Here is a 24219-nt window from a genome sequence, read left to right as displayed (position 1 = left end):
CCATGCCGATTCAGGTGTTACCACCGCAGTTGGCTAACCAGATCGCTGCCGGAGAAGTGGTTGAGCGTCCGGCATCGGTCGTGAAAGAATTGGTGGAAAACAGCCTGGATGCAGGGGCGACCCGGATTGATATCGATATTGAACGCGGTGGTGCGAAGTTAATTCGCATTCGCGACAATGGATCTGGTATCGGAAAGGAAGAATTAACGTTGGCGCTAGCGCGCCATGCGACCAGTAAAATTGCTTCGCTAGACGACCTTGAAGCGATCGTCAGCATGGGGTTTCGCGGCGAAGCGCTGGCAAGTATCAGTTCGGTTTCCCGCCTAACCTTGACATCACGCACTGCCGAACAGACCGAGGCTTGGCAGGCTTATGCCGAAGGGCGCGAGATGGCGGTGGTGGTTAAACCTGCCGCGCATCCGGTGGGCACGACGCTGGAAGTCCTGGATCTATTTTATAATACGCCTGCTCGCCGTAAATTTATGCGCACAGAAAAGACGGAGTTCACGCACATTGACGAGGTGGTGCGGCGCATCGCGTTGGCGCGTTTTGATGTCGACATCACGCTACATCATAACGGTAAGCGGGTACGACAATATCGCGCCGCATCAGATCCCAGTCAGCATGAGCGTCGTTTGGGCAATATCTGTGGTGTGACATTCTTGCAGCATGCGTTAGCGGTGTCATGGCACCACGACGATCTCACTATTCATGGCTGGGTCGCCGATCCCGTCGGGGCACAGCAACTGCCTGATATGCAGTATTGCTATGTGAATCAGCGTATGATGCGCGACCGGCTTATTAATCACGCGATTCGGCAAGCATATCAGGACCAACTCAGCGGCGATCAGCAGCCCGCCTATGTGTTATATCTAGAGATCGACCCGCACCAAGTGGATGTCAATGTGCATCCTGCCAAACATGAGGTGCGTTTCCATCAAGCGCGTTTGGTGCATGATTTTATTTATCAGGCGGTAATGTCTGTTCTGCAACAGGCTGCTTCGCCAACACTAGGCATTATCGAACCGGCGACGGGGAAACCCGCGCAGTGGCAACAGGAGAATCGCCTTGCCGCAGGCGAGAATCATTTTGCGCAACCGCCGCGTACTGAACCATCCTCGCAAGAGAAGCCAGCTCCGCGTGCTGTTCGGGCGCGGGGATCTGCGTATTCCGGTTACCAGCCGGAGAATCCGTACCAGAAAAAGCAGGGTGAACTGTATAAGGCGCTGTTAAGTCCGACTGATAACGTTGCCGAGATACCGTCACAAAATGGTGTTGCGCCAGTGGATATCGTGTCGCCTACGGCGTTGCATGACTCCCTTCCGACCCGCGTCGCGCGCGATAATACGGCCAGTTATAATGCGCCGGATTCCTCCGTAGAGCCGCCGCTGGAAAGCCAATCGAACGGTTTTGGTCGGGTATTGACGGTATATCCGCCGTGTTATGCGTTGTTGGAATACCATAAGGGGCTAGCGATGTTATCGCTCCCCGTTGCGGAACGTTATCTGAAAGCGGCACAGTTGACACCGCCGCCTGAAGGGTTGCGGGCGCAGCCGTTATTAATTCCTCAACGTCTGACGCTGAGCAGACAGGAATTAGATACCTTATCTGCTCACCACGATTTACTGAAGCATTTTGGTATTGATGTGGTGGTTGAGTCACCGCGTGCCACGCTGCACGCCGTACCTTTACCGTTGCGCCAACAAAATTTACAAAACTTGATCTCTGAACTGATAGGCTATCTGGCCGACTTTCAGGGCCGTGAGACGCAGCAGATAACACCTGGCGAAGTGGCGTCGTGGATAGCGACACGCTTGCAGAGTGCGCAGGAAAACTGGAGCCATTCTCAGGCGATACAGTTATTGGCCGATGTCGAGCGGCTTTGTCCACAGTTGGCGAAAACGCCGCCGTCCGAACTTTTATATATGATGGATATTCAAATTGCCATCAAGGCGTTAAAGCATGGTTGATGTTGAACAGGCGGCGTTGCCGCCGGCTATTTTTATCATGGGGCCAACGGCATCAGGGAAGACCGCGCTGGCAATGGCATTACGAGAATATGTGCCAGTAGAGTTGATTAGTGTAGATTCCGCCCTCATTTACAAAGGGATGGATATCGGGACGGCGAAACCGAATGCGCAAGAATTAGCTCGGGCACCGCATCGGTTAATCGATATTCTCGATCCAGCGCAAGCCTATTCCGCAGCCGACTTTCGCCGCGATGCGTTACGAGAAATGGCGGAAATTACCGCTGCCGGGCGTATTCCTTTGCTGGTCGGGGGAACTATGCTGTATTTTAAAGCGCTGTTGGAAGGGCTTTCGCCTTTGCCATCCGCTAATGCCGCCGTACGTCAACGCATTGAAGCACAAGCAAAAGAGATCGGCTGGGACGCGCTGCATCGACAGCTTAGTGAGATCGATCCGGTTGCCGCCGCTCGGATTCATCCAAATGATCCACAGAGACTCTTACGGGCACTGGAAGTTTTTTTCGTTTCAGGTAACACTTTAACTGAACTGACAAAAACGTCTGGCGCTATGTTGCCCTATCAGGTTTATCAGTTTGCTATCGCTCCGTCGACGCGCGAATTGTTACATCGACGGATTGAACAGCGTTTTCACCAGATGTTGGCGGCAGGTTTTGAGGCGGAAGTTCGGACATTGTTTGCCCGGCCCGATCTTCATACGGATTTACCCGCTATTCGTTGCGTTGGTTATCGCCAGATGTGGTCATATTTATCCGGTGACATCAATTACGACGAGATGGTTTATCGTGGAATTTGCGCGACGCGTCAGTTAGCGAAGCGGCAAATGACTTGGCTACGTGGCTGGGATGACGTTTGCTGGCTGGATAGCGAGAAGCCGGATGAGGCACTGGATGAGGTCATGCGCACGTTAATGCGCTCGCGTTTCATACAGCCAACGTATATACAACGTGACGTTTGACGAGAATACAGGTTGTTAGTGCATAGGTTGGGTGATTGTGTACAATCGGTGAGTCTCAGCATGCAGTATTTTTACACCGTTATTTTAGAACCCTAGGGTTCTTTGTTACAAACAACATACAAATAAGGAAAATATAGAATGGCTAAGGGGCAATCTTTGCAAGATCCGTTCTTGAACGCTTTGCGGCGTGAACGTGTTCCTGTTTCGATTTATTTGGTGAACGGTATTAAGTTGCAAGGTCAGATCGAATCTTTCGATCAATTCGTGATTTTGTTGAAAAACACGGTAAGTCAGATGGTTTATAAGCACGCTATCTCTACTGTTGTTCCCTCTCGCCCAGTGTCTCATCATAGCAATAACCCCGGCGGCGGCAGCAATTATCATAGTAATAATTCGTCGGTTCAGCAGCCGTCGCAGGACGCTGATGACGCCGAATAAGGCGTATTGTCAATTCACCACGGTGCGTAAGAACTGGATGCTTCGCTCGGTTCCTGTGCCGTGGTGTTTTTTGCTTGTTTAAGGGGTTACTCGCTTGTTTGACCGTTATGAATCAGGTGAACGGGCCATATTAGTTCATATTTACTTCTCGCAAGATAGAGATGCGGAAGATTTGCAGGAATTCGAATCACTGGTTTCTTCTGCTGGTATTGAATCCTTGCAGGTTGTGACTGGTAGCCGTAAAGCGCCTCATCCCAAATATTTTGTTGGGGAAGGTAAGGCTGAAGAAATTGCTCAGGCAGTAAAAGAAACCGGTGCATTTGTCGTGCTGTTTGATCATGCATTAACGCCCGCCCAGGAACGTAATCTGGAGCGTCTATGCGAGTGCCGAGTGATCGATCGCACCGGACTGATTTTAGATATCTTTGCCCAGCGTGCGCGCACGCATGAGGGGAAATTACAGGTGGAACTGGCGCAGTTGCGCCACCTTGCGACCCGATTGGTTCGCGGTTGGACGCACCTGGAACGTCAGAAAGGTGGTATCGGTTTGCGCGGCCCAGGGGAAACCCAGCTGGAAACCGACCGCCGTCTATTACGCAACCGTATCAGCCAAATACTATCGCGTTTAGAACGGGTAGAAAAACAGCGTGAACAAGGGCGTCGGGCGCGGGTTCGCGCCGATGTTCCCACCGTTTCGCTGGTGGGCTACACCAACGCGGGTAAATCCACGTTGTTTAACACGATGACATCGGCAGGTGTTTATGCCGCCGATCAATTATTTGCCACGCTGGACCCAACATTGCGCCGCATTCAAGTGGACGATGTCGGTGATACAGTGCTGGCGGATACCGTAGGTTTTATCCGACAGCTACCCCATGATTTGGTCGCTGCGTTTAAGGCTACATTACAGGAAACACGTCAGGCTTCGTTGTTGCTACACGTTGTTGATGCCGCCGATCCTCGTCTTGACGAGAATATCGAGGCGGTTAATGACGTTCTGGCGGAAATTGAGGCGGACGAGGTGCCTGCGTTGTTGGTCATGAACAAGATTGATATGCTGGACGGTTTTGTTCCGCGTATCGATCGCAACGAAGAGAATCTACCGGTACGAGTCTGGCTTTCAGCCCAGACCGGTGACGGTATTCCGTTGCTATTTCAGGCATTAACTGAGCGGCTTTCCGGGGAAATCGCAGAATATACCTTGCATCTTCCCCCGCAGGCAGGACGCTTGCGTAGTCGTTTTTACCAGCTTCAGGCAATAGAAAAAGAATGGATTGAAGAGGATGGGAAAATTGGCTTGGTGATTCGGATGCCAATAGCTGATTGGCACCGCCTCTGCAAAAAAGAGCAGGAACTGATGGACTATATTGCCTAACTGGCAGAAACCGTCTGAGTGGCGAAAAAATAGTCTACGGACTCTGGGATATTGAACCTGAAGAACACCTATCATAAAGAATGGAGCTAAGACATGGCGTGGAATCAGCCCGGTAATAACGGACAAGACCGCGACCCGTGGGGGAGCAGCAATAATAGCGGCAACTCTGGCGGAAATAACAATAAAGGTGGCCGAGATCAGGGGCCGCCTGATCTGGACGACATCTTCCGAAAACTGAGCAAAAAGCTCAGTGAACTGGGGGGAAGAAAAGGTTCAGGATCAAGCAACAGTGGGAATTCTGGCGGCCCGGTATTGGGCGGTCGGATCGTCGGTATCGCTGCCGTCGCTGCGGTTGTCATTTGGGCCGCTTCGGGCTTCTATACCATTAAAGAGGCGGAACGCGGTGTCGTAACCCGTTTTGGTAAGTTCAGCCATTTGGTTGGCCCTGGTTTGAACTGGAAACCAACTTTCATTGATTCTGTTCGCGCGGTGAACGTTGAATCGGTACGTGAGCTAGCGACATCGGGTGTGATGCTGACGTCGGATGAGAACGTCGTGCGTGTTGAAATGAACGTGCAGTATCGTGTGACTCAGCCAGAGCAGTATCTATTTAGTGTCACCAATGCAGACGACAGCCTACGTCAGGCAACTGACAGCGCGCTGCGCGGCGTGATTGGTAAGTACACGATGGATAAAATTTTGACTGAAGGCCGCACCATTGTGCGTACGGATACTCAGCGTGTACTGGAAGAAACCGTTCGTCCGTATAACATGGGTATCACGTTGCTGGACGTCAACTTCCAGACCGCCCGCCCGCCGGAAGAGGTGAAGGCCGCATTCGATGATGCGATTGCCGCGCGTGAAAACGAACAGCAATATATTCGGGAAGCAGAAGCCTACGCGAACGAAGTACAACCGCGTGCCAACGGTCAGGCTCAGCGTATTCTGGAAGAGTCCCGCGCGTACAAAACCCGTACCATTCTGGAAGCACAGGGTGAAGTCGCGCGGTTTGCCAAGGTATTACCGGAATATAAAGCGGCACCGGAAATTACTCGTGAACGTTTGTATATCGAGACGATGGAACGCGTGTTGAGCCATACCCGTAAAGTGCTGGTCAACGACAAAGGGGGCAACCTGATGGTGCTGCCATTGGATCAGATGCTACGTGGGCAAGGTCAAGCTAGCGGAAATACGTCAAGCAACAGTAATAGCAGCGCGAGCCCACTGCGTTTACCTACTAGCAGCAGCGCGGCGAATAGCAACGCAACGCGCAGTAGTAATAATGGAAATATCATGGATCAACGCAAAGCCAACGCGCAGCGTGATGACTTCACTCGGATAGGGAGAGAATAATCGATGCGTAAGCCCTTACTAATTATCCTCGCCCTGGTACTGATGGTGGTGTATGCGTCGCTATTCGTGGTGCAGGAAGGCCAGCGTGGTATTGTTATGCGCTTTGGCAAAGTATTGCGTGATGATGACAATAAGCCGCTGATCTATGCGCCTGGATTGCAGTTCAAAATCCCTTTCATCGATTCTGTGAAAATGCTGGATGCACGTATCCAGACGATGGAGAATCAGGCCGATCGCTTTATCACTAAAGAGCAGAAAGACCTGATTGTTGATTCTTATATTAAGTGGCGCATTAGCGATTTCAGTCGATACTATCTGGCGACGGGTGGCGGCGACATCTCCCAGGCCGAAGTTCTGTTGAAACGGAAATTCAGTGACCGTCTGCGTTCTGAGATCGGTCGTTTGGATGTGAAAGGCATCGTTACTGACTCGCGTGGTCAACTGATGTCGGACGTCCGCGAAGCGTTGAATACCGGCACGGGTGAAACCTCCGAGGCCGATGATGCTATCGCTTCTGCTGCAGCGCGTGTTGAGCAAGAAACCACGACGAAAGAACCGCATATCAACCCGAACAGCATGGCGGCGTTGGGTATTGAAGTTATCGATGTGCGGATTAAGCAAATCAACTTGCCTACAGAAGTGTCTGACGCCATTTACCAACGTATGCGTGCAGAGCGTGAAGCGGTCGCGCGTCGTCATCGCTCTCAAGGTCAGGAAGAAGCTGAGAAGCTGAAAGCCGCTGCGGATTATGAAGTGACCCGCACGCTGGCTGAAGCCGAGCGCCAAGGACGAATTATTCGAGGTGAAGGTGATGCCGAAACCGCGAAGCTGTTTGCTGACGCATTCAGTAAAGATCCTGATTTCTACTCTTTCGTTCGCAGCCTGCGTGCGTATGAGAGCAGTTTCAGTAATAACCAAGATGTGATGGTGCTTAGTCCGGATAGCGATTTCTTCCGTTACATGAAGTCACCGGATAGCAGTTTGGCGCCACGCCGCTGACCGTTATTAACGAATGACTGTTATCAAGCCCGGTTGATTATTCCGGGCTTTTTTTTGGGGTAAAGAACAGTAGTGAGGGCGATTTGCTCTTATGTAGTTAAAGGGACGATTATGAATTCAACAATTTGGTTGGCACTTGGGTTGGTTCTGGTGCTTGAAGGATTGGGGCCGCTACTATTCCCCCGTCTTTGGCGGCGGATGATAGTGAGTATTGCGCAGTTCCCGGATACCATTTTGCGTCGTTTTGGCGGGGGAATAGTTGTAGCAGGTTGCGTGATCTACTACATGTTGCATCGCCGAATGGGCGGTTAAATTTAAGTGGAAAAATGTGCGCAATCGTGTGCTAAAAAGTACTGAAAGCATCCAAGTGAGATGTTAGAATCCTTTTTTAAGCAACCTGGTGATTCTTGAAATGGGTAAGAACGTCGTCGTACTGGGCACCCAATGGGGTGACGAAGGTAAAGGCAAGGTCGTTGACCTGCTGACTGAACGGGCTAAATATGTTGTGCGCTATCAGGGTGGTCACAACGCGGGCCACACACTGGTGATCAACGGTGAAAAAACCGTCCTTCATTTAATTCCTTCTGGCATTCTGCGTGAAAATGTTGTCAGTATCATTGCAAACGGTGTTGTACTGGCGCCTGACGCATTGATGAAAGAAATGACGGCGCTTGAAGCGCGTGGCGTCCCGGTACGCGAACGTCTGTTACTTTCCGAAGCCTGCCCGTTAATCCTCCCTTATCACGTCGCGCTGGATAATGCGCGTGAAAAAGCGCGCGGCGCAAAAGCCATTGGTACGACAGGCCGGGGTATCGGGCCGGCGTACGAAGACAAAGTGGCACGCCGTGGCCTGCGTGTTGGTGATTTGTTTGATAAAGCAACCTTTGCCGTCAAACTGAAAGAGATCGTTGAATACCACAATTTTCAACTGGTTAACTACTATAAAGTCGAGGCCGTTGACTACCAGAAAGTGCTGGATGAGGTGTTAGCGATAGCCGATATCCTGACCGCGATGGTTGTTGACGTTTCCGATCTCTTGTACAAAGCACATCAGCGCGGCGATTTCGTGATGTTCGAAGGCGCTCAGGGAACGTTGCTGGATATCGATCATGGCACATATCCGTATGTGACGTCCTCAAATACCACTGCCGGTGGCGTGGCTACTGGCTCAGGTTTGGGGCCGCGTTACGTAGATTACGTCTTGGGAATCGTTAAGGCTTACTCCACGCGAGTGGGCGCTGGCCCCTTCCCGACGGAACTGTTTGACGACGTGGGCGAGCGCCTGTCTCAGAAGGGCAATGAGTTTGGCGCGACCACCGGGCGCCGTCGCCGTACCGGTTGGCTGGATGCGGTTGCGGTGCGTCGTGCGGTGCAGATCAATTCGCTATCGGGTTTCTGTCTGACTAAGCTGGATGTGTTGGATGGCCTGAAAGAAATCAAGATCTGTGTCGGCTATCGTTTGCCGAATGGCCATGAAGTGGATACCACGCCGCTGGCTGCGGAAGGATGGGAAGGCCTTGAGCCGATTTACGAAACGATGCCAGGCTGGTCTGAAAGCACGTTTGGTGTGAAAGACTACAGTAAACTGCCACAGGCTGCGTTGAACTACATTAAACGTATCGAAGAGGTCACAGGTGTGCCGGTTGATATTATTTCCACCGGCCCAGATCGCAGTGAAACCATGGTGCTACGCGATCCGTTTGATGCCTGATTTCTCCTTTAATGGAAAATATCGCGAGAAAAGGACGGAGCCCCGTCCTTTTTTGTATCTTTAACCGTTACAGGTGGCGATACTCCCGGCCTGCTATTCCTTTGCCTTCAGCGCTTTCTGTTTCAGACCATTCAGCAGCTTATTATGGATGTCGCTGAACCCACCGTTGCTCATGACCAGAATGTGATCGCCAGGCTGCGCCGTTTTGAGGATGTTTTCTACTAAGGTGTCGATATCAGCGCTCCAGTGTGCAGGTTGAACGCAAGCTTCCGCGACATCGACGACCTGCCATGGAATATGTGCTGGCTGAAAGAGGAAGACTTCATCGGCGCGGCCTAATGAGGGCGCCAGCTCATTTTTGCACACCCCTAACTTCATGGTGTTAGATCGGGGTTCTAATACGGCTAAAATGCGAGCCGTACCGCCGACCTTGCTGCGCAGCGCCGATAGCGTTGCCAGAATAGCGGTCGGGTGATGTGCAAAATCGTCATAGACCGTCACACCATATTCCGTACCGCGTAATTCCAGACGACGGCGTGCGTTGATGAATCCGCCCAGTGCGCGGCAGGCATCCGCAGGTAATATCCCAACGTGGCGAGCGGCGGCAATCGCCATTAACCCATTGTGCATATTATGTTCGCCCACTAATTGCCAGTGGACTTCACCGACGAGCTCATTATTTAGATACACCTGATATTGGCTAGCATCGGTCGCCACTTTTTGTGCCCGCCAAACGCCGTCTTCGCCGACCAGTTCCTGTTCACTCCAACATCCCATGCCCATCACCTGTTTGAGGTTAATATCATGAGAGGGCAAGATAATCTTCCCACTACCGGGAACTAGCCGCACAAGATGGTGAAACTGTTTCTGAATGGCTTTTAGATCGTCGAAGATATCGGCATGATCGAACTCAAGGTTGTTAAGCACCAGCGTGCGCGGGCAATAATGAACAAATTTGGAACGTTTGTCGAAGAATGCGCAATCGTATTCATCGGCTTCAAGTACGATAAACGGGCGGTTGCCCAAGCGTGCGGACACCGAAAAGTTGCCGGGAACGCCGCCGATGACAAAACCGGGCTGATAGCCACAATCTTCCAATATCCAAGCGATCATGCCCGCCGTGGTCGTCTTTCCATGTGTTCCTGCGACGGCGATGACCCAGCGATCGCGCAGCACATAATCATGTAGCCACTGTGGGCCTGAGACATAGGGTAATCCTTGCTCCAGAACGGCTTCGACGCAGGGATTACCACGCGTCATTGCATTACCGATGATGACTAAATCGGGCGCAGGGGTTAACTGTATCGGATCGTATCCTTCAATCAATGTGATTCCCTGCTCTTCCAGTAAGGTACTCATGGGGGGATAAACATTAGCATCCGAGCCAGTCACGTCATGCCCCAGCGAGCGGGCAAGTAGGGCAAGGCCGCCCATAAAAGTGCCGCAGATACCTAAAATATGAATACGCATGCATTTTCCATCTTCACAGTGAGCCTGCGCACATTCTACCGCTATGAATCCACCATAAGAAATGGATTTGACTAGGTACTCACTTTCTCTTTGGGCTACACTGCATGCGCAAACGTTGGCGGTGCAGAAATGAAACCGCTTTTCATCCGTAGATTTTGGAATAGTGTTATGAAAACGTTAGGCGAATTTATCGTCGAAAAACAGCACGATTTCTCTCACGCCACAGGTGAGCTTACCGCGCTGCTGTCTGCTATTAAACTGGGTGCCAAGATTATCCACCGCGATATCAATAAAGCGGGTCTGGTTGATATCCTGGGCACCAGCGGGATTTCTAATGTTCAAGGCGAAGTACAGATGAAGCTCGATCTGTATGCCAATGAGAAACTGAAAGCGGCGTTAAAAGCGCGGGGCGAAGTGGCTGGCATCGCCTCGGAAGAAGAAGACGAAATCGTTATTTTCGAAGGCGATAAGGCGGAAAACGCGAAATATGTCGTGCTGATGGATCCACTAGACGGTTCGTCGAATATTGATGTTAACGTCTCCGTCGGGACGATTTTTTCTATTTATCGCCGTATTACCCCGTTGGGGACCTCCGTCACCGAAGCGGATTTCTTGCAGCCGGGTAGCCAGCAGGTAGCGGCGGGCTACATTGTCTATGGTTCTTCAACCATGCTGGTGTACACCACGGGTCACGGCGTTCACGCTTTTACCTACGATCCATCGCTGGGGGTATTCTGCCTTTCGCATGAGAGGGTTCATTTCCCAGAAAAAGGGAATATGTACTCTATTAACGAAGGGAATTACATCAAATTCCCTACTGGCGTAAAGAAATACATCAAATACTGCCAGGAACAGGATGAAGAGACGCAGCGTCCTTATACCTCGCGTTATGTTGGTTCTCTGGTGGCGGATTTCCATCGCAACTTGCTGAAAGGCGGTATTTACCTGTACCCGAGCACGGCGAGTTATCCGCAAGGCAAACTGCGTTTATTATACGAATGCAATCCGATGGCGTTTCTGGCTGAACAGGCTGGCGGTAAGGCGAGTGATGGTAAAAACCGCATCCTTGATATCAAGCCGGAAAAACTGCACCAGCGAGCTCCCTTCTTTGTCGGGACAAAATCGATGGTAAATGACGTTGAACGCTTTATCCGTGAATACCCCGATGACTAATTAGCGTCATGCCGTGTTGCCAGAGGTTTTGCCAACACGGGATTTCCATTTTGCGCGGAATGACCTTTAAGCGTGATTCCGCTTGCTTTTTGTGACCCACCGCGCGTGGTGGAACTTTCTTAAAGCGCCCTCTGCATTTTAACGCTGAGCATTGAACCAGCTTTCTAGAATAACAACCGCAGAGGCGGCGTCTACGCTTCCCTTGTCCAACGCGCTAAAGCCGCCGTGCGCGAAAAGATCGGCACGAGCTTCAACGGTGCTTAACCGCTCATCGTGCAATGCAATCGCGACGCCGAAACGCCCATGCAATCGATTAGCAAATTTCCGCGCTCGTGCTGTTATCGGTTGCTCAGTACCATCCATGTTGAGCGGCAGGCCGACGACCACCAGATCAGGCTGCCATTCCGCCAATAGCTTCTCTACTTTTTGCCAGTCGGGTATGCCATCCTGGGCCTTAAACGCGGTCAATGCGCGTGCCGTTCTGGTGATCTCTTGACCGATGGCGACGCCGATGCTTTTCGTCCCATAATCAAATGCTAGAAGGGTTCTGCCGGCCATCAGGCATGTCCTGCTTCAGTGGAAATATTGTGAATATCAACACCGAGTTTTCTTGCCGCCGCGCGCCAGCGCTCCGGGATAGGCGTGTGAAACAGAATATCCTTATCGGCTGGCGTAGTTAACCAAGCATTTTCTAACAGTTCTTCTTCTAATTGACCATTTTCCCAGGCGGAATAACCTAACGCTACCAGCGTATTTTTCGGCTGCTGTGGCGTCCCTAACGTTTCCAATACGTCTTTTGACGTGGTGATCATAGTCTCCTCAGAAATACTAATACTGGAACCAAAACCGGGGCAGGGGGTGTGCAGGATAAACCCCCGATCGTTGGCCAAAGGACCTCCCATAAAGACTGGTTTATCCAATCGAATATCCGGGTCACGCGGCGTGGGATCTATTTTTAGCTTTTCCAGCACATTTTCCACGGAAAACTGATCCATAGGCTTATTGATGATCAGTCCCATCGCCCCGTCTTCATTATGTTCGCAGATATAAACCACCGAACGTTTAAAGACAGAGTCCTGTAGTGCTGGTATAGCAATGAGGAAATGATGCTGTAAATTCATTGTGTATTTTTATTGATATCCGTCAGCGTTAGAAAGGCGGCCCGAGCTACCGGGCCAGGCGGCAAATTTATTGCCTTGAGTCTTAGCGAGAGCGTGCTGCCAGTCGTTTTTCAATGGCGTTCATCAGCATACCAGTGATGGAAACGTCAGGGTAAGCCGCCTCGATTTCACGTACACAGGTCGGGCTGGTCACGTTAATTTCTGTCAGTCGGTCGCCAATGATGTCCAGACCAACAAAAATCAGGCCCTTGGCTTTTAACGTTGGTGCCACGTCGCGGGCAATTTTCCAATCGCTTTCGGACAGCGGGCGAGCTTCGCCACGTCCGCCAGCGGCCAGATTGCCGCGTGTCTCACCATTTTTCGGGATACGCGCCAGACAGTAAGGCACGGGCTCACCATCGACCACTAATACGCGTTTGTCGCCATCTTTAATTGCAGGCAGGTAGTTTTGTGCCATGCAGTAGCGCGTGGCGTGCTCGGTCAGCGTCTCGATGATGACTGAAACGTTAGCATCATCCTGCTTTAAACGGAAAATAGAAGCGCCGCCCATGCCATCCAGCGGTTTGAGAATGACGTCGCCATGCTTGGCGTGGAACTGACGCAGTTTATCGGCGCGACGCGTGACAAGCGTATCCGGCGTCAGATGCGCAAACCAGGCGGTAAACAGTTTCTCATTGCAATCACGCAGGCTTTGCGGTTTGTTGACGATTAGCGTGCCTTTCTCTTCTGCGCGTTCCAGCATATAGGTAGCGTAAATAAATTCCGTATCGAACGGCGGATCTTTACGCATTAGCACCACATCTAATTCCTCCAACGCGATGTCCTGCTCTTCGGCGAAATCGTACCAGCCATCGTAATCGTATTGGACGTTCAGGCGGCGCGTTGTGGCGCGCGCGATACCAGCCTGCATATAGAGATCGTTCATCTCCATATAGTACAGTTCCCAGCCACGCCGCTGTGCTTCCAACAACATGGCGAAACTGGTGTCTTTTTTAATATTGATGGTGTCTATCGGATCCATCACGATACCGAGCTTGATCATTCTTTTTCTCCTTTTACCCCAAATCGCCGAAACGTACCTGTAAGGCGGTTATGGCGGTAAGTGCAGTGGTTTCTGTGCGCAGGACGCGTGGCCCCAACAGGATATCAGTGAATCCATGATCTGAGGTCATGGTAATTTCATCGGCGGTGAGCCCGCCTTCCGGGCCGATAAGTAGCCTGACGCGATCGACCGGCAGCGGCAGGGTATTGATACGCTGGGTCGCGCGTGGATGCAGGTTTAGTTTCAATGCGTTGTCTTGTTCTGAGCACCAGGCATCCACCGTCATGACGGGGCGTATGAGCGGCACACGGTTACGGCCAGACTGCTCACAGGCGGCGATTGCTATCTTCCGCCACTGGGCAATTTTTTTGTCCAGCCGCTCAGGATCCAATTTTACGCCGCAGCGTTCAGACAGGAGCGGTGTAATGACATTGACGCCCAGTTCAATGGATTTCTGAATGGTAAACTCCATTTTTTCGCCGCGCGACATCACCTGTCCCAAATGTAAATGTAAAGGCGATTCTTTATCTTCCAACCTACCGGCTGCGAAGCGAACGCGTACCCGCTTTTTATCCGCCGCCGTGATTACGGCATCGAAGACATGGTTGCTGCCATCAAACAGTTGCAATGGCTGGCCCGTATTCATGCGTAATACACGGCCAACATGGTTGGCGGCATCTTCGCTCAGTTCGACTTCCCCCCCCTTCAGCGGGAGCGTGTCGGGATGAAAAATGCGTGGTATTCGCATGCTGAATTAAAACCCTTGAATGAAATGAAGCGGCATAGGAACGCCGGAAATAACCACAAACCACCGTCATCTGGCGGCGGTTTTATGGTTAACCGTGTCGCTATAGTAGGTAGACGGGCTAGCGCTGACAAGCCCGTTGAACGTAGGGATTCGAGTTTCCCTGTTTGGCGGCGATACGCTGATTGCGAGTGCATTCCCACTGCGTGACCGGATACTGTTTATCCCAGGCTTCGAATAACTGCGTTTGCTGTCTGGAAAGACGTAACTGATAGCGGTCACGCATGTAGAAGTAGGTACGGGCGATCTGACCGCGTGCGCGGGCGGGCGGTTCCGCCAGATTATTTTTGAAATCGACTTTCATCTCACATTGGCCATATCGAGATGCGCCACCGTTCCACTGTCCATACATGGCATTGCCGCGATCGCCGTTGACCTCGCCGATAGCGGGTTGCAGGTTATGCAAATCGGTTTCCATCTCACGATAGACCGGGTCTCGGCTACAGTTTTTCCTACCGCCTTCCTGCCAGCACTGGCGTTGGTGACCAAACTGCCAGGCCGGTACGACGTGTTCCCACTCGATACGGCTAGCGCGCTGTGCATTTTTCCTGACCTGATAGCCGCAGGAAGCAAGATCGGGCGTGCCCTTTTTACCTTGCCATGTCACCTTGCAGCCGCAGTAAAAAGATCCCGGTGCGTCCCGGTTAATGTTAACGGCGGCGGCTTTTGCCTGTGAGAAGTTATTAATATTCTGGCTGAGTGCGTTAGCCGAAAATAACGCCGTGCTAAGTGCGGCGATAGCGAAAATTTTGCGTAGCATGTTCCAAATCATCCACGACGATAAAGTTGGCAGACTACCGGATGTCTTGTTGGCAGGCAAATGTAAAAATAGTTTTTAAAACTGAAAATTTTCTTTTAAACAGAACTTGTTACATCGAGGCGTAAAATTTTTCCACAACGGCGGCAACGATATTCTGTTTCTCCTCGCTGTACCCGATTGTGTCGGCGAATCGTCAGTTCATGTTGTTGGCAATCACAACGGTAAATGAAGGTTTTCCCCTGTACAGACTGTATTGCAAAACGATGCGTACGCTTTGCAGCAACCTCCAGAACGTTTTCCATCATCCAACGCCACTCCTTACCATGAGGCGCGACGCGGCCGAAACGGGCGAAAACCAGTAAATGGGCGAGTTCATGCGGGACGACTTCATCGATAAACGCTTGCTGATTTTCCTGCAATAAAACAGGGTTCAGTCGAATTTCCCACTGTTGCAGCCAGGCCGTACCTGCGATCGAACCTCGTTGCTGGTAATTGATGGTTGGTTCTGGGTAATTCGTTTGCAAAACGAGATTCGCTTGCTGCAATTTAGCACGTAGACAGCGCATCACAGCCTGATGGTTGGCAATAGGAATTCGGGATGTGTTCATGCCTGTCAGCATAAATTGAGTAGCAGGGAGACGCAATAGAGGCTTCAGGAGATAAGGAGAGAAACCGTAATGAAAGACGGCGAATAAACATTCGCCGTAACATGTTGAGTGGAGCGCCCGATTACAGGCCCGCCGCCTCACGCAGCGGTGCCGCTTTGTCCGTTTTTTCCCATGGGAAATGTTCGCGGCCAAAGTGGCCATAAGCGGCCGTTTCCTGATAAATCGGATGCAGCAAATCCAGCATTTGGATTAACCCATAAGGCCGTAGATCGAAGAATTCACGTACCAGTAGCGTCAGTTGCTCGGTAGGGACTTTCTCTGTGCCAAAAGTTTCGATCATGATGGAGGTAGGTTCCGCTACGCCGATAGCATAGGACACCTGAATTTCGCAGCGATCGGCCAGGCCGGCGGCAACGATATTCTTAGCAACATAGCGTGCGGCATAGGCGGCAGAACGGTCAACTTTTGAGGGATCTTTACCAGAAAATGCCCCGCCGCCGTGACGCGCCGCGCCGCCGTAAGTATCAACGATGATTTTACGTCCGGTTAAACCGCAGTCGCCCATTGGGCCGCCGATAACAAAGCGTCCGGTCGGGTTGATGAAGTATTTGGTATTGGCAGACAGCCATTCTGTAGGCAGGACGGGTTTAATGATCTCTTCCATCACCGCTTCATGCAGATCTTTTTGGCTGATATCTTCTGAATGCTGGGTAGATAATACTACTGCATCAATACCGGCAATCTTGCCATTGTCGTACAGGAAGGTAACCTGGCTTTTGGCATCCGGGCGCAGCCACGGTAGCGCACCATTTTTACGGACTTCAGACTGACGTTGAACCAGTCGATGGGCGTAGGTCACCGGCGCGGGCATCAGTACATCAGTTTCATTGGTCGCATAACCGAACATTAAGCCCTGATCGCCAGCGCCTTGCTCCAGCGGATCGTGGCGGTCAACGCCCTGGTTGATGTCAGGGGACTGCTTGCCAATCGCACTCAGTACGGCGCAAGAGTTGGCGTCAAAACCCATTTCAGAATTAACGTAACCGATATTGCGCACGGTACGACGGGTAATTTCTTCAATATCGACCCAGGCGCTGGTAGTAATTTCACCACCCACTAACACCATTCCGGTCTTTACATAAGTCTCACAAGCGACACGCGCTTTGGGATCTTGCGCCAGAATGGCGTCGAGAACTGCATCAGAAATCTGGTCAGCAATCTTATCAGGATGCCCTTCAGAGACTGACTCGGATGTAAAAAGATGTTTAGCCATGAGTTTCTTTACCTTAAAATCAAAGCCGTTAAGCGGTGTATCAGTTAATCAGTATAGATGGATTAACATCTGGATGGCTATTCTAGGTCACCTTTTACTCTCTGTGCCAGTAGTTTTTCGCATTAGCGTCCCAACGTCCTTTTGCCGTTGAGTATTTTTCTTTTACAAGAATGATGACTGGCGGCAATTTTCGTTCCCGACGATATGTCGTTAAATTCGACAGAGGATTCCAGTGCGGGTTAACCTGCTGGTTGTCTATTTCGCTAAAGACGCATGGCATTCTGAGTGACGTCTGCCAGTGGTTTTCATTACCAGTGTTATCGACCTGTAACACGGAGCGTGACAACGTGTTTTACACTATGAAGAGTAATAAAGTGGCGGCATCCTTCGTTATGCCGATTTTTTCACTGTCAACGCCGTATGTTACCGGTGTACTCGTTTGGGCAATCTGTTCGGGTATTGATATTTCCAGCGGTCTAGAAAAGGAAGAGGTTCGTTATGTCTGACGACATGATCCATCACGGCGCGTCAGCGACGGGTAAACATGAAAATTTGCGCTCAATGCAAGAGGTTGCCATGAATAACCGGAATGCCAGCGAAATGCTTCGTACATACAATATTGCCTGGTGGGGGAATAATTATTACGACGTCAACGAGCTTGGGCACATTAGCGTGTGCCCGGATCCCGATGTCCCGACCGCGCGTGTCGATCTGGCCAGGCTAGTTAAAAAGATGCAGAAAGAGAACCATCAACGGTTGCCTGCTCTGTTCTGCTTTCCGCAAATCCTTCAGCATCGCTTGCGTTCCATTAATGCGGCGTTTAAACAGGCGCGCGAATCGTTTGGCTATGAAGGCGGCTATTTTCTGGTCTACCCAATCAAGGTTAACCAACATCGCCGCGTCATTGAATCACTGGTTAATTCCGGCGAACCATTAGGCCTGGAAGCGGGTTCAAAGGCCGAATTAATGGCGGTATTAGGTCATGCGGGCATGACACGCACCGTGATCGTGTGTAATGGCTACAAAGATCGCGAGTATATTCGTCTGGCGCTTATTGGCGAAAAGTTGGGTCATAAAGTCTACCTCGTCATCGAGAAAATGTCTGAAATCCGGCTGGTGCTGGAAGAAGCTGAGCGTTTAAATGTAGTGCCGCGCCTCGGCGTACGCGCTCGCCTGGCTTCTCAGGGGTCTGGCAAGTGGCAATCCAGCGGCGGAGAAAAATCCAAGTTCGGGCTGGCGGCGGTTCAGGTGTTGCAACTGGTGGAGATGCTGCGTGATGCGGGGCGACTGGATAGCCTGCAATTACTGCATTTTCATCTGGGTTCGCAACTGGCTAATATTCGCGATATCGCGACGGGCGTGCGTGAATCCGCGCGCTTTTACGTCGAACTACACAAGCTGGGTGTGAATATCCAATGCTTTGATGTTGGTGGCGGTTTGGGCGTGGATTATGAAGGAACCCGCTCTCAATCTGATTGTTCGGTTAACTATGGCCTGAATGAGTACGCGAACAACGTGATTTGGGGGATTGGCGACGCCTGTAACGAGAATGGTTTGCCGCATCCGACGGTAATTACCGAGTCTGGGCGGGCGGTGACCGCGCATCATACCGTGTTGGTCTCCAATATTATCGGTGTTGAACGCAACGAGTTCAGTGATCCGACTGAGCCGGAAGCGGGGGCGCCGCGGGCGCTTGAGAGTTTGTGGTCAACCTGGCAGGAAATCAAGCAGCCGGGTAAACGTCGTTCGCTACGTGAGTGGCTGCATGATAGTCAGATGGACTTGCACGACGTGCATACGCAATACACACACGGTATGTTAGATCTGACGGATCGTGCGAAAGCGGAGCAGCTTTATCTGAGTATCTGTCAGATGATTCAAGCTCAGCTAGATCCGAGTAACCGAGCACACCGTCCGGTGATTGATGAATTGCAGGAGCGCATGGCCGACAAGCTGTATGTGAACTTTTCGCTGTTCCAATCCATGCCGGATGCCTGGGGGATTGATCAACTGTTCCCGGTGTTGCCGTTGGAAGGCCTGGATAAACCGCCAGAGCGCCGTGCGGTACTACTGGATATTACTTGTGATTCCGACGGAACGATCGATCATTATGTGGATGGCGACGGGATCGCAACGACAATGCCGATGCCGCCTTACGATCCAGAGAATCCGCCACTTTTGGGCTTTTTTATGATCGGCGCTTACCAGGAAATCCTGGGGAACATGCATAATCTGTTCGGGGATACATCAACCGTAGATGTGTTTGTTTTCCAGGATGGCACCGTTGAGACTGAAGAATCCGATGAAGGCAATACGGTTGCCGAAATGCTGGAATATGTTCAGCTGGATCCTAAAGTGTTAATGACTCGGTTCCGCGATCAGGTCAATGCGACCGATCTGGATGCTGAACTTCAGGCGCAGTTTATGGAAGAATTTGAAACCGGATTATACGGCTATACCTATCTGGAAGATGAGGAATAACGGCGTCGTATTGAGTAAAAAGGGATGCCAATGTGCATCCCTTTCTTTTGCCGATCTATCAGAAATGTGAGCGACTCATAGCGATTGCTGAGTTGGAACGGGATTCGAATCCGTCGATAACGCTGTCCTTGAAGATAATTTTAGCAATGAGCAGTAAAGAGTTTTTATCCTGGACACCATATTTATTCAGTAATCGTGATTTGCTGTTTAGTACTGATTTCTTATTTAACCCGATAAGATCGGCGATGGTATCGGCCGAGTAACCTGAGCACCAATACTGGAATACGGCATATTCGGACTTAGATAGCCTGACAGGCGTGAATAAACGGCGATCGTGGCGGTGGATGGAATCCAATAATGTATAAAAGGAATCGATGGCCGCTGACTTTGAGATAAGAAGCGTTTTTTCATCAATACACACTGGAGGATGATTAGGCGAGTTATTGATGATAACGAACGATGCCGCCATATTAAAAAAGTGCGTTCTTATTGATTCGAAGTACTCCTCAAAGCCCTCGCTACTTCCATCAATGATAAATATACATTTTTTCTTTCCTTGTTGCAGCGTAAACCGATTAACGGGTTTTATCGAGAGCATAGGGATCTCGGATAGGATTTCCCGTAATCCTACTGTGGTAAAATTGCATTTGCTGAAAATTCTCACATCCATGATTTTTAACACATATGAGTTTATCGTCTGAAAGTGGCCACAGCTCAATAATCGCTGCTGATAGTGTCCGGTTATTATAAATCGCGATCGAGACATGCTTTTCAATCGCTAAAACATGAGGCCAATAAAGAAATCTGTGTGAACGACAACAGGTATTATCATCTATCTCTATGATCAAGCAGGATTTTTTTTACGGATTTATCATAGTATGCTTGATTTATGAGTTTATTTCTATCTTTAAATACAGAGGGTTACCCAAGACTCCTCCATCTTTGCGCTGAACTAACCATGACGCTTTATTTCATCGCCTTGTGCTAAATTTATCACCGTTGCTTTCTGGTGTCTGGAAACCCGTTGGGTAATGTTTCTTAAAAAAAGAACGTTATGGTATTTAAATTGAAAAAAACTATCTTTTTATTATCTATTAATTATTAAATCCTATCGTCATGGTGATGGATAACGTAATCAAAGGTAACTGTAACACGCTAGTTTAACGTGAAAAAGTATAACAAGATGAGAGTGGAGGAATGGCTAGCGGGTAGTCGCGCTTTTTCGCTATCCCGCTAGATGTATGCGTTATTCGTTGTCAACTAACAACGTTATTTTTCGGCGGCGATGCGTTCACGAATGTGTTTGGCGCGCCCTTCCGATGACGGGTGGGAATCAAACAGACTGCTTTCGCGACCGGCATCTAACTTGGCGAGTTTCTCAAAACTGGTTGCCAGACCTTCCAGGTTAATACCGCGTTTCTTCAATAAATCGAAAGAGTAGTCATCGGCCTGCGATTCTTGGGTTTGCGAAAATTGTGAATTAACCAGTGCTTCTCCCAGATCGGCTAACTGAGATTGTGACAGGGACTGTGCAACACCGCCGGCAGAAGCGATAGCGGTCCGCGCGGCGGTCGTTGCGTAGGCAACCTGCATCGCCTTACGAGTATGTCCAAGCGCAACGTGACCCATTTCGTGGCCGAGAACGCCTTCCACCTCATTGTCATTCATCATGTCCATCAGCCCGCTGTATACCCGGATACAACCGTTGGCCATAGCCCACGCGTTAACTTCTTTTTCCAGATAAACTTTGTAATTTGCTGGCGTACCATTGATATCGTGGCCCAGCGCATCGGCGATCTTATTCAGACGCTTGGTGTATTTACTATCGGCTGGGGCAATAGTCGCCTCTTTATCCATTTGCTCACAGGATTGATCGCTGAGGGTTTTAACCTGCGCATCGCTGAGCGTTGCCGCCTGAAACGCTTGGGCGCCGGATTGCATTAAGGCATTGGTGTTTAAATTCTGACAGCCAGTCAGCATGGCGGCGGCACAGAGCGCCAGAACAGAATAACGAATTGCCATAAAAATCATCTCCCTACGATTGTGTTTGTTTTTTGATACAATTTAAAAGCAGCGGTAAATTACCCGAAAAGAACATAAAGGAATAGCTCGAAAGCGCAAATCTATGCTTTTTTGATTGTTGTCGATAAAGTATTCCGTTGCGACAGTACTGCGAAAGGTGAAAAACCGTGAAGGTGAATTTGTCAGACAGTATGGCGTAACGCTATCGGCGGCATAATTGGATACAATCACCTCGATTTGTTAGTCAACAAATCCCTCTTATTTGCTCACGGTTCCATGTGCATTCACCGCATTTTTCATGTACATTTGTAAGCATAATTATTTTGTCATTTCTGTTTAACTTATTGATTTTATTTGTTTTTCAGGAAAGGCATTCGTTCAATCCGATCTGGAGTCAAGCATGTCCTCTCGTAAAGAACTTGCCAATGCTATCCGTGCGTTAAGTATGGATGGCGTGCAGAAAGCCAAATCCGGCCACCCAGGCGCACCGATGGGCATGGCCGATATCGCCGAAGTACTGTGGCGCGATTACCTCAACCATAACCCAGCCAACCCGAATTGGGTCAACCGCGACCGCTTCGTACTGTCCAACGGCCATGCTTCCATGCTGATTTACAGCCTGTTGCATCTCTCCGGCTACGATCTGCCGATTGAAGAACTGAAAAACTTCCGTCAACTACATTCTAAAACACCGGGTCATCCTGAGTACGGCTATACCGTGGGTGTGGAAACGACGACGGGCCCGTTGGGGCAGGGGATAGCCAACGCGGTTGGGATGGCGATTGCCGAGCGCACGCTGGCGGCGCAGTTCAACCGTCCGGGGCACGACATTGTCGATCACCACACCTACGCATTCCTGGGCGATGGCTGCATGATGGAAGGGATTTCCCACGAAGTCTGCTCACTGGCAGGAACCATGAAGCTTGGTAAGCTGATCGCGTTTTATGACGACAATGGCATCTCCATTGATGGTCACGTGGAAGGCTGGTTTACCGACGATACCGCAGCGCGCTTTGAAGCATACGGCTGGCACGTAGTACGCGGTGTGGACGGTCATGATGCGGACGCGATTAAACGCGCTATCGACGAGGCACAACGCGTAACCGACAAACCATCGCTGTTAATGTGTAAAACCGTAATTGGTTTTGGTTCGCCAAATAAGGCGGGTACGCATGACTCCCATGGTGCGCCGTTGGGTGAGGCGGAAGTCGCGGCTTCCCGCGAACAACTGGGCTGGACGCACGCACCGTTTGAGATCCCGGCGGATATTTATGCCGCCTGGGATGCGAAACCGGCTGGGCAACGTAAGGAAGCTGCGTGGAATGACGCGTTTGCCGCTTATGCCAGCGCGTATCCTGAACTGGCTGCTGAATTCAAACGCCGCACGACGGGCGAATTGCCAGTGAACTGGCAGGCGGATGCACAGCAATTCATCGAGGGATTGCAAGCCAATCCGGCAAAAATCGCCAGCCGCAAAGCGTCACAGAATGCGTTAGAAGCCTATGGCAAACTGCTGCCGGAATTCCTGGGGGGATCTGCCGATCTGGCGCCAAGCAATCTAACCATTTGGTCCGGTTCGGTCTCGTTGGATAAAGATCACGCAGGCAATTATATCCACTACGGCGTGCGCGAGTTCGGTATGACGGCGATTGCCAATGGGATTGCGTTACACGGCGGTTTTATTCCTTACACTGCGACCTTCCTGATGTTTGTGGAATATGCGCGTAACGCCGTGCGTATGGCGGCGTTGATGAAAATTCGCAGCATCTATGTCTATACCCATGATTCCATCGGTTTGGGCGAAGATGGTCCGACACACCAACCGGTTGAGCAATTGGCAAGCCTGCGCATGACGCCGAACATGAGCAACTGGCGTCCGGCCGATCAGGTGGAAACCGCCGTCGCATGGAAATACGCGATTGAACGTCAGGATGGACCGACATCATTGATCCTGTCGCGTCAGAACCTGGCTCAGCAGACGCGTACCGCCGAACAATTGGCGAACGTGGCAAAAGGTGGCTACGTGCTGAAAGACAGCGATGGTCAGCCGGAGTTGATCCTGATTGCAACCGGTTCTGAAGTTGAACTGGCCGTTGGGGCATATGAAAAACTCACTGCCGCAGGTCGCAAGGTGCGTGTGGTATCTATGCCTTCCACTGATGTGTTCGACAAGCAGGATGAAGCCTACCGCGAAGCGGTGCTGCCTAAAGCGGTATCGGCGCGCGTAGCGATTGAAGCGGGTATTGCGGACTATTGGTTTAAATATGTTGGCCTGAACGGCGCGATTATCGGCATGACAAGCTTCGGTGAATCCGCTCCGGCTGAATTGTTATTCGAAGAATTTGGTTTCACCGTAGATAATGTGGTGGAAAAAGCACAGACGCTGCTGAAATAATTACACTTTCATAACGTCGATATGATAAGCCGCTAGCGCAAGCTGGCGGCTTTTTTTAACTTGAATTTAACTCTCCTTTCGATGCGCGTTGCCCGCTTCCCAGATCCGGTTTTTTCATTTTTTATGACGCAGGTCACTCTTCTGGCGTGTGCCAGACGAGAATATTTCTTTTATACGCTAATTCGTTTATTCTAGCTGAAGCGTTTCAGTTGTTGTGATGACCGCGTTTTGTCGGGGGTTCTCTGGTGTC

The 24219-nt window shown here is 50.7% G+C and carries 22 protein-coding genes; 12 read left to right on the top strand and 10 right to left on the bottom strand.

Annotated features, from left to right (window positions below):
• Window positions 1-2: 2 nt before the first annotated feature.
• From mutL to RFN81_RS15505, 8 genes are all read left to right on the top strand, one after another.
• Window positions 3-1970, top strand: a complete 1968-nt coding sequence (mutL, locus tag RFN81_RS15540) for a DNA mismatch repair endonuclease MutL (RefSeq protein WP_264496686.1) — start codon at window positions 3-5, stop codon at window positions 1968-1970.
• Complete coding sequence (miaA, locus tag RFN81_RS15535; protein ID WP_264496685.1) at window positions 1963-2943, top strand: tRNA (adenosine(37)-N6)-dimethylallyltransferase MiaA; 981 nt, start codon at window positions 1963-1965, stop codon at window positions 2941-2943. Before mutL ends, miaA begins: the two co-directional genes overlap by 8 nt.
• 138 nt (window positions 2944-3081) lie before the next feature.
• Entirely contained in the window at window positions 3082-3381 is a 300-nt protein-coding gene (gene hfq, locus RFN81_RS15530; RefSeq protein ID WP_264496684.1) for an RNA chaperone Hfq, read from the top strand.
• 94 nt (window positions 3382-3475) lie between these two features.
• Window positions 3476-4756 carry a ribosome rescue GTPase HflX gene (gene hflX / locus RFN81_RS15525; protein ID WP_264496683.1) on the top strand — a complete coding sequence of 427 codons (1281 nt, stop codon included), beginning with the start codon at window positions 3476-3478 and terminating at the stop codon, window positions 4754-4756.
• A gap of 93 nt (window positions 4757-4849) precedes the next feature.
• On the top strand, window positions 4850-6109 hold the full coding sequence (gene hflK / locus RFN81_RS15520) for an FtsH protease activity modulator HflK (RefSeq protein WP_264496682.1): 1260 nt from the start codon (window positions 4850-4852) through the stop codon (window positions 6107-6109).
• A 3-nt stretch (window positions 6110-6112) separates the two neighbouring features.
• Window positions 6113-7108 (top strand): protease modulator HflC, encoded by a 996-nt coding sequence (gene hflC / locus RFN81_RS15515; RefSeq protein WP_264496681.1) that lies wholly within the window; start codon window positions 6113-6115, stop codon window positions 7106-7108.
• Window positions 7109-7219: 111 nt separating this feature from the next.
• On the top strand, window positions 7220-7420 hold the full coding sequence (locus RFN81_RS15510; protein ID WP_264496680.1) for a DUF2065 domain-containing protein: 201 nt from the start codon (window positions 7220-7222) through the stop codon (window positions 7418-7420).
• Window positions 7421-7520: 100 nt separating this feature from the next.
• Window positions 7521-8819 carry an adenylosuccinate synthase gene (locus RFN81_RS15505; RefSeq protein WP_264496679.1) on the top strand — a complete coding sequence of 433 codons (1299 nt, stop codon included), beginning with the start codon at window positions 7521-7523 and terminating at the stop codon, window positions 8817-8819.
• A gap of 93 nt (window positions 8820-8912) precedes the next feature.
• On the opposite strand, the gene mpl is transcribed toward RFN81_RS15505, so the two are convergent.
• On the bottom strand, window positions 8913-10289 hold the full coding sequence (gene mpl, locus RFN81_RS15500; RefSeq protein ID WP_264496678.1) for a UDP-N-acetylmuramate:L-alanyl-gamma-D-glutamyl-meso-diaminopimelate ligase: 1377 nt from the start codon (window positions 10287-10289) through the stop codon (window positions 8913-8915).
• A 168-nt stretch (window positions 10290-10457) separates the two neighbouring features.
• Here mpl and fbp point away from each other — a divergent pair, with 168 nt between their 5' ends.
• Entirely contained in the window at window positions 10458-11462 is a 1005-nt protein-coding gene (gene fbp / locus RFN81_RS15495; RefSeq protein ID WP_264496677.1) for a class 1 fructose-bisphosphatase, read from the top strand.
• Between the two features lie 138 nt (window positions 11463-11600).
• On the opposite strand, the gene ruvX is transcribed toward fbp, so the two are convergent.
• The 7 genes from ruvX to metK all read right to left on the bottom strand — a co-directional run bounded on the left by ruvX (window position 11601) and on the right by metK (window position 17071).
• On the bottom strand, window positions 11601-12020 hold the full coding sequence (ruvX, locus tag RFN81_RS15490; protein ID WP_264496676.1) for a Holliday junction resolvase RuvX: 420 nt from the start codon (window positions 12018-12020) through the stop codon (window positions 11601-11603).
• Window positions 12020-12583 (bottom strand): YqgE/AlgH family protein, encoded by a 564-nt coding sequence (locus RFN81_RS15485; protein ID WP_264496675.1) that lies wholly within the window; start codon window positions 12581-12583, stop codon window positions 12020-12022. Before RFN81_RS15485 ends, ruvX begins: the two co-directional genes overlap by 1 nt.
• Before the next feature lie 82 nt (window positions 12584-12665).
• Window positions 12666-13625, bottom strand: coding sequence for a glutathione synthase (gshB, locus tag RFN81_RS15480; protein WP_264496674.1), 960 nt, complete (start codon window positions 13623-13625; stop codon window positions 12666-12668).
• Window positions 13626-13638: 13 nt separating this feature from the next.
• Complete coding sequence (rsmE, locus tag RFN81_RS15475) at window positions 13639-14373, bottom strand: 16S rRNA (uracil(1498)-N(3))-methyltransferase (RefSeq protein ID WP_334584120.1); 735 nt, start codon at window positions 14371-14373, stop codon at window positions 13639-13641.
• Between the two features lie 118 nt (window positions 14374-14491).
• Window positions 14492-15190: a deoxyribonuclease I gene (gene endA, locus RFN81_RS15470; protein WP_264496672.1), complete on the bottom strand. Its 699-nt coding sequence runs from the start codon at window positions 15188-15190 to the stop codon at window positions 14492-14494.
• 95 nt (window positions 15191-15285) lie between these two features.
• Window positions 15286-15798 carry a SprT family zinc-dependent metalloprotease gene (locus tag RFN81_RS15465; RefSeq protein ID WP_264496671.1) on the bottom strand — a complete coding sequence of 171 codons (513 nt, stop codon included), beginning with the start codon at window positions 15796-15798 and terminating at the stop codon, window positions 15286-15288.
• Between the two features lie 121 nt (window positions 15799-15919).
• Window positions 15920-17071, bottom strand: a complete 1152-nt coding sequence (gene metK / locus RFN81_RS15460; RefSeq protein ID WP_264496670.1) for a methionine adenosyltransferase — start codon at window positions 17069-17071, stop codon at window positions 15920-15922.
• A gap of 359 nt (window positions 17072-17430) precedes the next feature.
• Here metK and RFN81_RS15455 point away from each other — a divergent pair, with 359 nt between their 5' ends.
• Both RFN81_RS15455 and speA read left to right on the top strand, forming a co-directional pair.
• Window positions 17431-17577 carry a hypothetical protein gene (locus RFN81_RS15455; protein WP_264496669.1) on the top strand — a complete coding sequence of 49 codons (147 nt, stop codon included), beginning with the start codon at window positions 17431-17433 and terminating at the stop codon, window positions 17575-17577.
• On the top strand, window positions 17570-19552 hold the full coding sequence (gene speA / locus RFN81_RS15450; RefSeq protein ID WP_264496668.1) for a biosynthetic arginine decarboxylase: 1983 nt from the start codon (window positions 17570-17572) through the stop codon (window positions 19550-19552). The genes RFN81_RS15455 and speA overlap by 8 nt, the downstream gene beginning before the upstream one ends.
• A gap of 58 nt (window positions 19553-19610) precedes the next feature.
• On the opposite strand, the gene RFN81_RS15445 is transcribed toward speA, so the two are convergent.
• The gene (locus RFN81_RS15445; protein WP_264499007.1) at window positions 19611-20150 is read right to left on the bottom strand and encodes a helix-turn-helix transcriptional regulator; all 540 of its coding nucleotides are present in this window, start codon (window positions 20148-20150) and stop codon (window positions 19611-19613) included.
• A gap of 671 nt (window positions 20151-20821) precedes the next feature.
• Window positions 20822-21574 carry a M48 family metallopeptidase gene (locus RFN81_RS15440; RefSeq protein WP_338539432.1) on the bottom strand — a complete coding sequence of 251 codons (753 nt, stop codon included), beginning with the start codon at window positions 21572-21574 and terminating at the stop codon, window positions 20822-20824.
• 400 nt (window positions 21575-21974) lie between these two features.
• Between RFN81_RS15440 and tkt the strand changes: the two genes are divergently transcribed.
• Complete coding sequence (gene tkt / locus RFN81_RS15435; protein WP_264496666.1) at window positions 21975-23969, top strand: transketolase; 1995 nt, start codon at window positions 21975-21977, stop codon at window positions 23967-23969.
• Window positions 23970-24219 lie beyond the last annotated feature (250 nt).

Source organism: Pectobacterium cacticida, from assembly GCF_036885195.1.
Lineage (GTDB): Bacteria > Pseudomonadota > Gammaproteobacteria > Enterobacterales > Enterobacteriaceae > Pectobacterium > Pectobacterium cacticida.
Note: the sequence above shows the minus strand (reverse complement) of the source record. Positions and strands in the feature narration are given on the sequence as shown.

Excerpts from the sequence above, each read along its gene's own strand:
- gshB (WP_264496674.1), bottom strand. The coding sequence starts at position 13,625 with ATGATCAAGCTCGGTATCGTGATGGATCCGATAGACACCATCAATATT.
- mpl (WP_264496678.1), bottom strand. The coding sequence starts at position 10,289 with ATGCGTATTCATATTTTAGGTATCTGCGGCACTTTTATGGGCGGCCTT.
- miaA (WP_264496685.1), top strand. The coding sequence starts at position 1,963 with ATGGTTGATGTTGAACAGGCGGCGTTGCCGCCGGCTATTTTTATCATG.
- RFN81_RS15455 (WP_264496669.1), top strand. The coding sequence starts at position 17,431 with ATGAAGAGTAATAAAGTGGCGGCATCCTTCGTTATGCCGATTTTTTCA.
- hfq (WP_264496684.1), top strand. The coding sequence starts at position 3,082 with ATGGCTAAGGGGCAATCTTTGCAAGATCCGTTCTTGAACGCTTTGCGG.
- hflC (WP_264496681.1), top strand. The coding sequence starts at position 6,113 with ATGCGTAAGCCCTTACTAATTATCCTCGCCCTGGTACTGATGGTGGTG.
- fbp (WP_264496677.1), top strand. The coding sequence starts at position 10,458 with ATGAAAACGTTAGGCGAATTTATCGTCGAAAAACAGCACGATTTCTCT.
- speA (WP_264496668.1), top strand. The coding sequence starts at position 17,570 with ATGTCTGACGACATGATCCATCACGGCGCGTCAGCGACGGGTAAACAT.
- RFN81_RS15510 (WP_264496680.1), top strand. The coding sequence starts at position 7,220 with ATGAATTCAACAATTTGGTTGGCACTTGGGTTGGTTCTGGTGCTTGAA.
- metK (WP_264496670.1), bottom strand. The coding sequence starts at position 17,071 with ATGGCTAAACATCTTTTTACATCCGAGTCAGTCTCTGAAGGGCATCCT.
- ruvX (WP_264496676.1), bottom strand. The coding sequence starts at position 12,020 with ATGGCCGGCAGAACCCTTCTAGCATTTGATTATGGGACGAAAAGCATC.
- mutL (WP_264496686.1), top strand. The coding sequence starts at position 3 with ATGCCGATTCAGGTGTTACCACCGCAGTTGGCTAACCAGATCGCTGCC.
- RFN81_RS15445 (WP_264499007.1), bottom strand. The coding sequence starts at position 20,150 with ATGCTCTCGATAAAACCCGTTAATCGGTTTACGCTGCAACAAGGAAAG.
- hflK (WP_264496682.1), top strand. The coding sequence starts at position 4,850 with ATGGCGTGGAATCAGCCCGGTAATAACGGACAAGACCGCGACCCGTGG.
- RFN81_RS15485 (WP_264496675.1), bottom strand. The coding sequence starts at position 12,583 with ATGAATTTACAGCATCATTTCCTCATTGCTATACCAGCACTACAGGAC.
- endA (WP_264496672.1), bottom strand. The coding sequence starts at position 15,190 with ATGCTACGCAAAATTTTCGCTATCGCCGCACTTAGCACGGCGTTATTT.
- rsmE (WP_334584120.1), bottom strand. The coding sequence starts at position 14,373 with ATGCGAATACCACGCATTTTTCATCCCGACACGCTCCCGCTGAAGGGG.
- RFN81_RS15505 (WP_264496679.1), top strand. The coding sequence starts at position 7,521 with ATGGGTAAGAACGTCGTCGTACTGGGCACCCAATGGGGTGACGAAGGT.
- RFN81_RS15440 (WP_338539432.1), bottom strand. The coding sequence starts at position 21,574 with ATGGCAATTCGTTATTCTGTTCTGGCGCTCTGTGCCGCCGCCATGCTG.
- tkt (WP_264496666.1), top strand. The coding sequence starts at position 21,975 with ATGTCCTCTCGTAAAGAACTTGCCAATGCTATCCGTGCGTTAAGTATG.
- RFN81_RS15465 (WP_264496671.1), bottom strand. The coding sequence starts at position 15,798 with ATGAACACATCCCGAATTCCTATTGCCAACCATCAGGCTGTGATGCGC.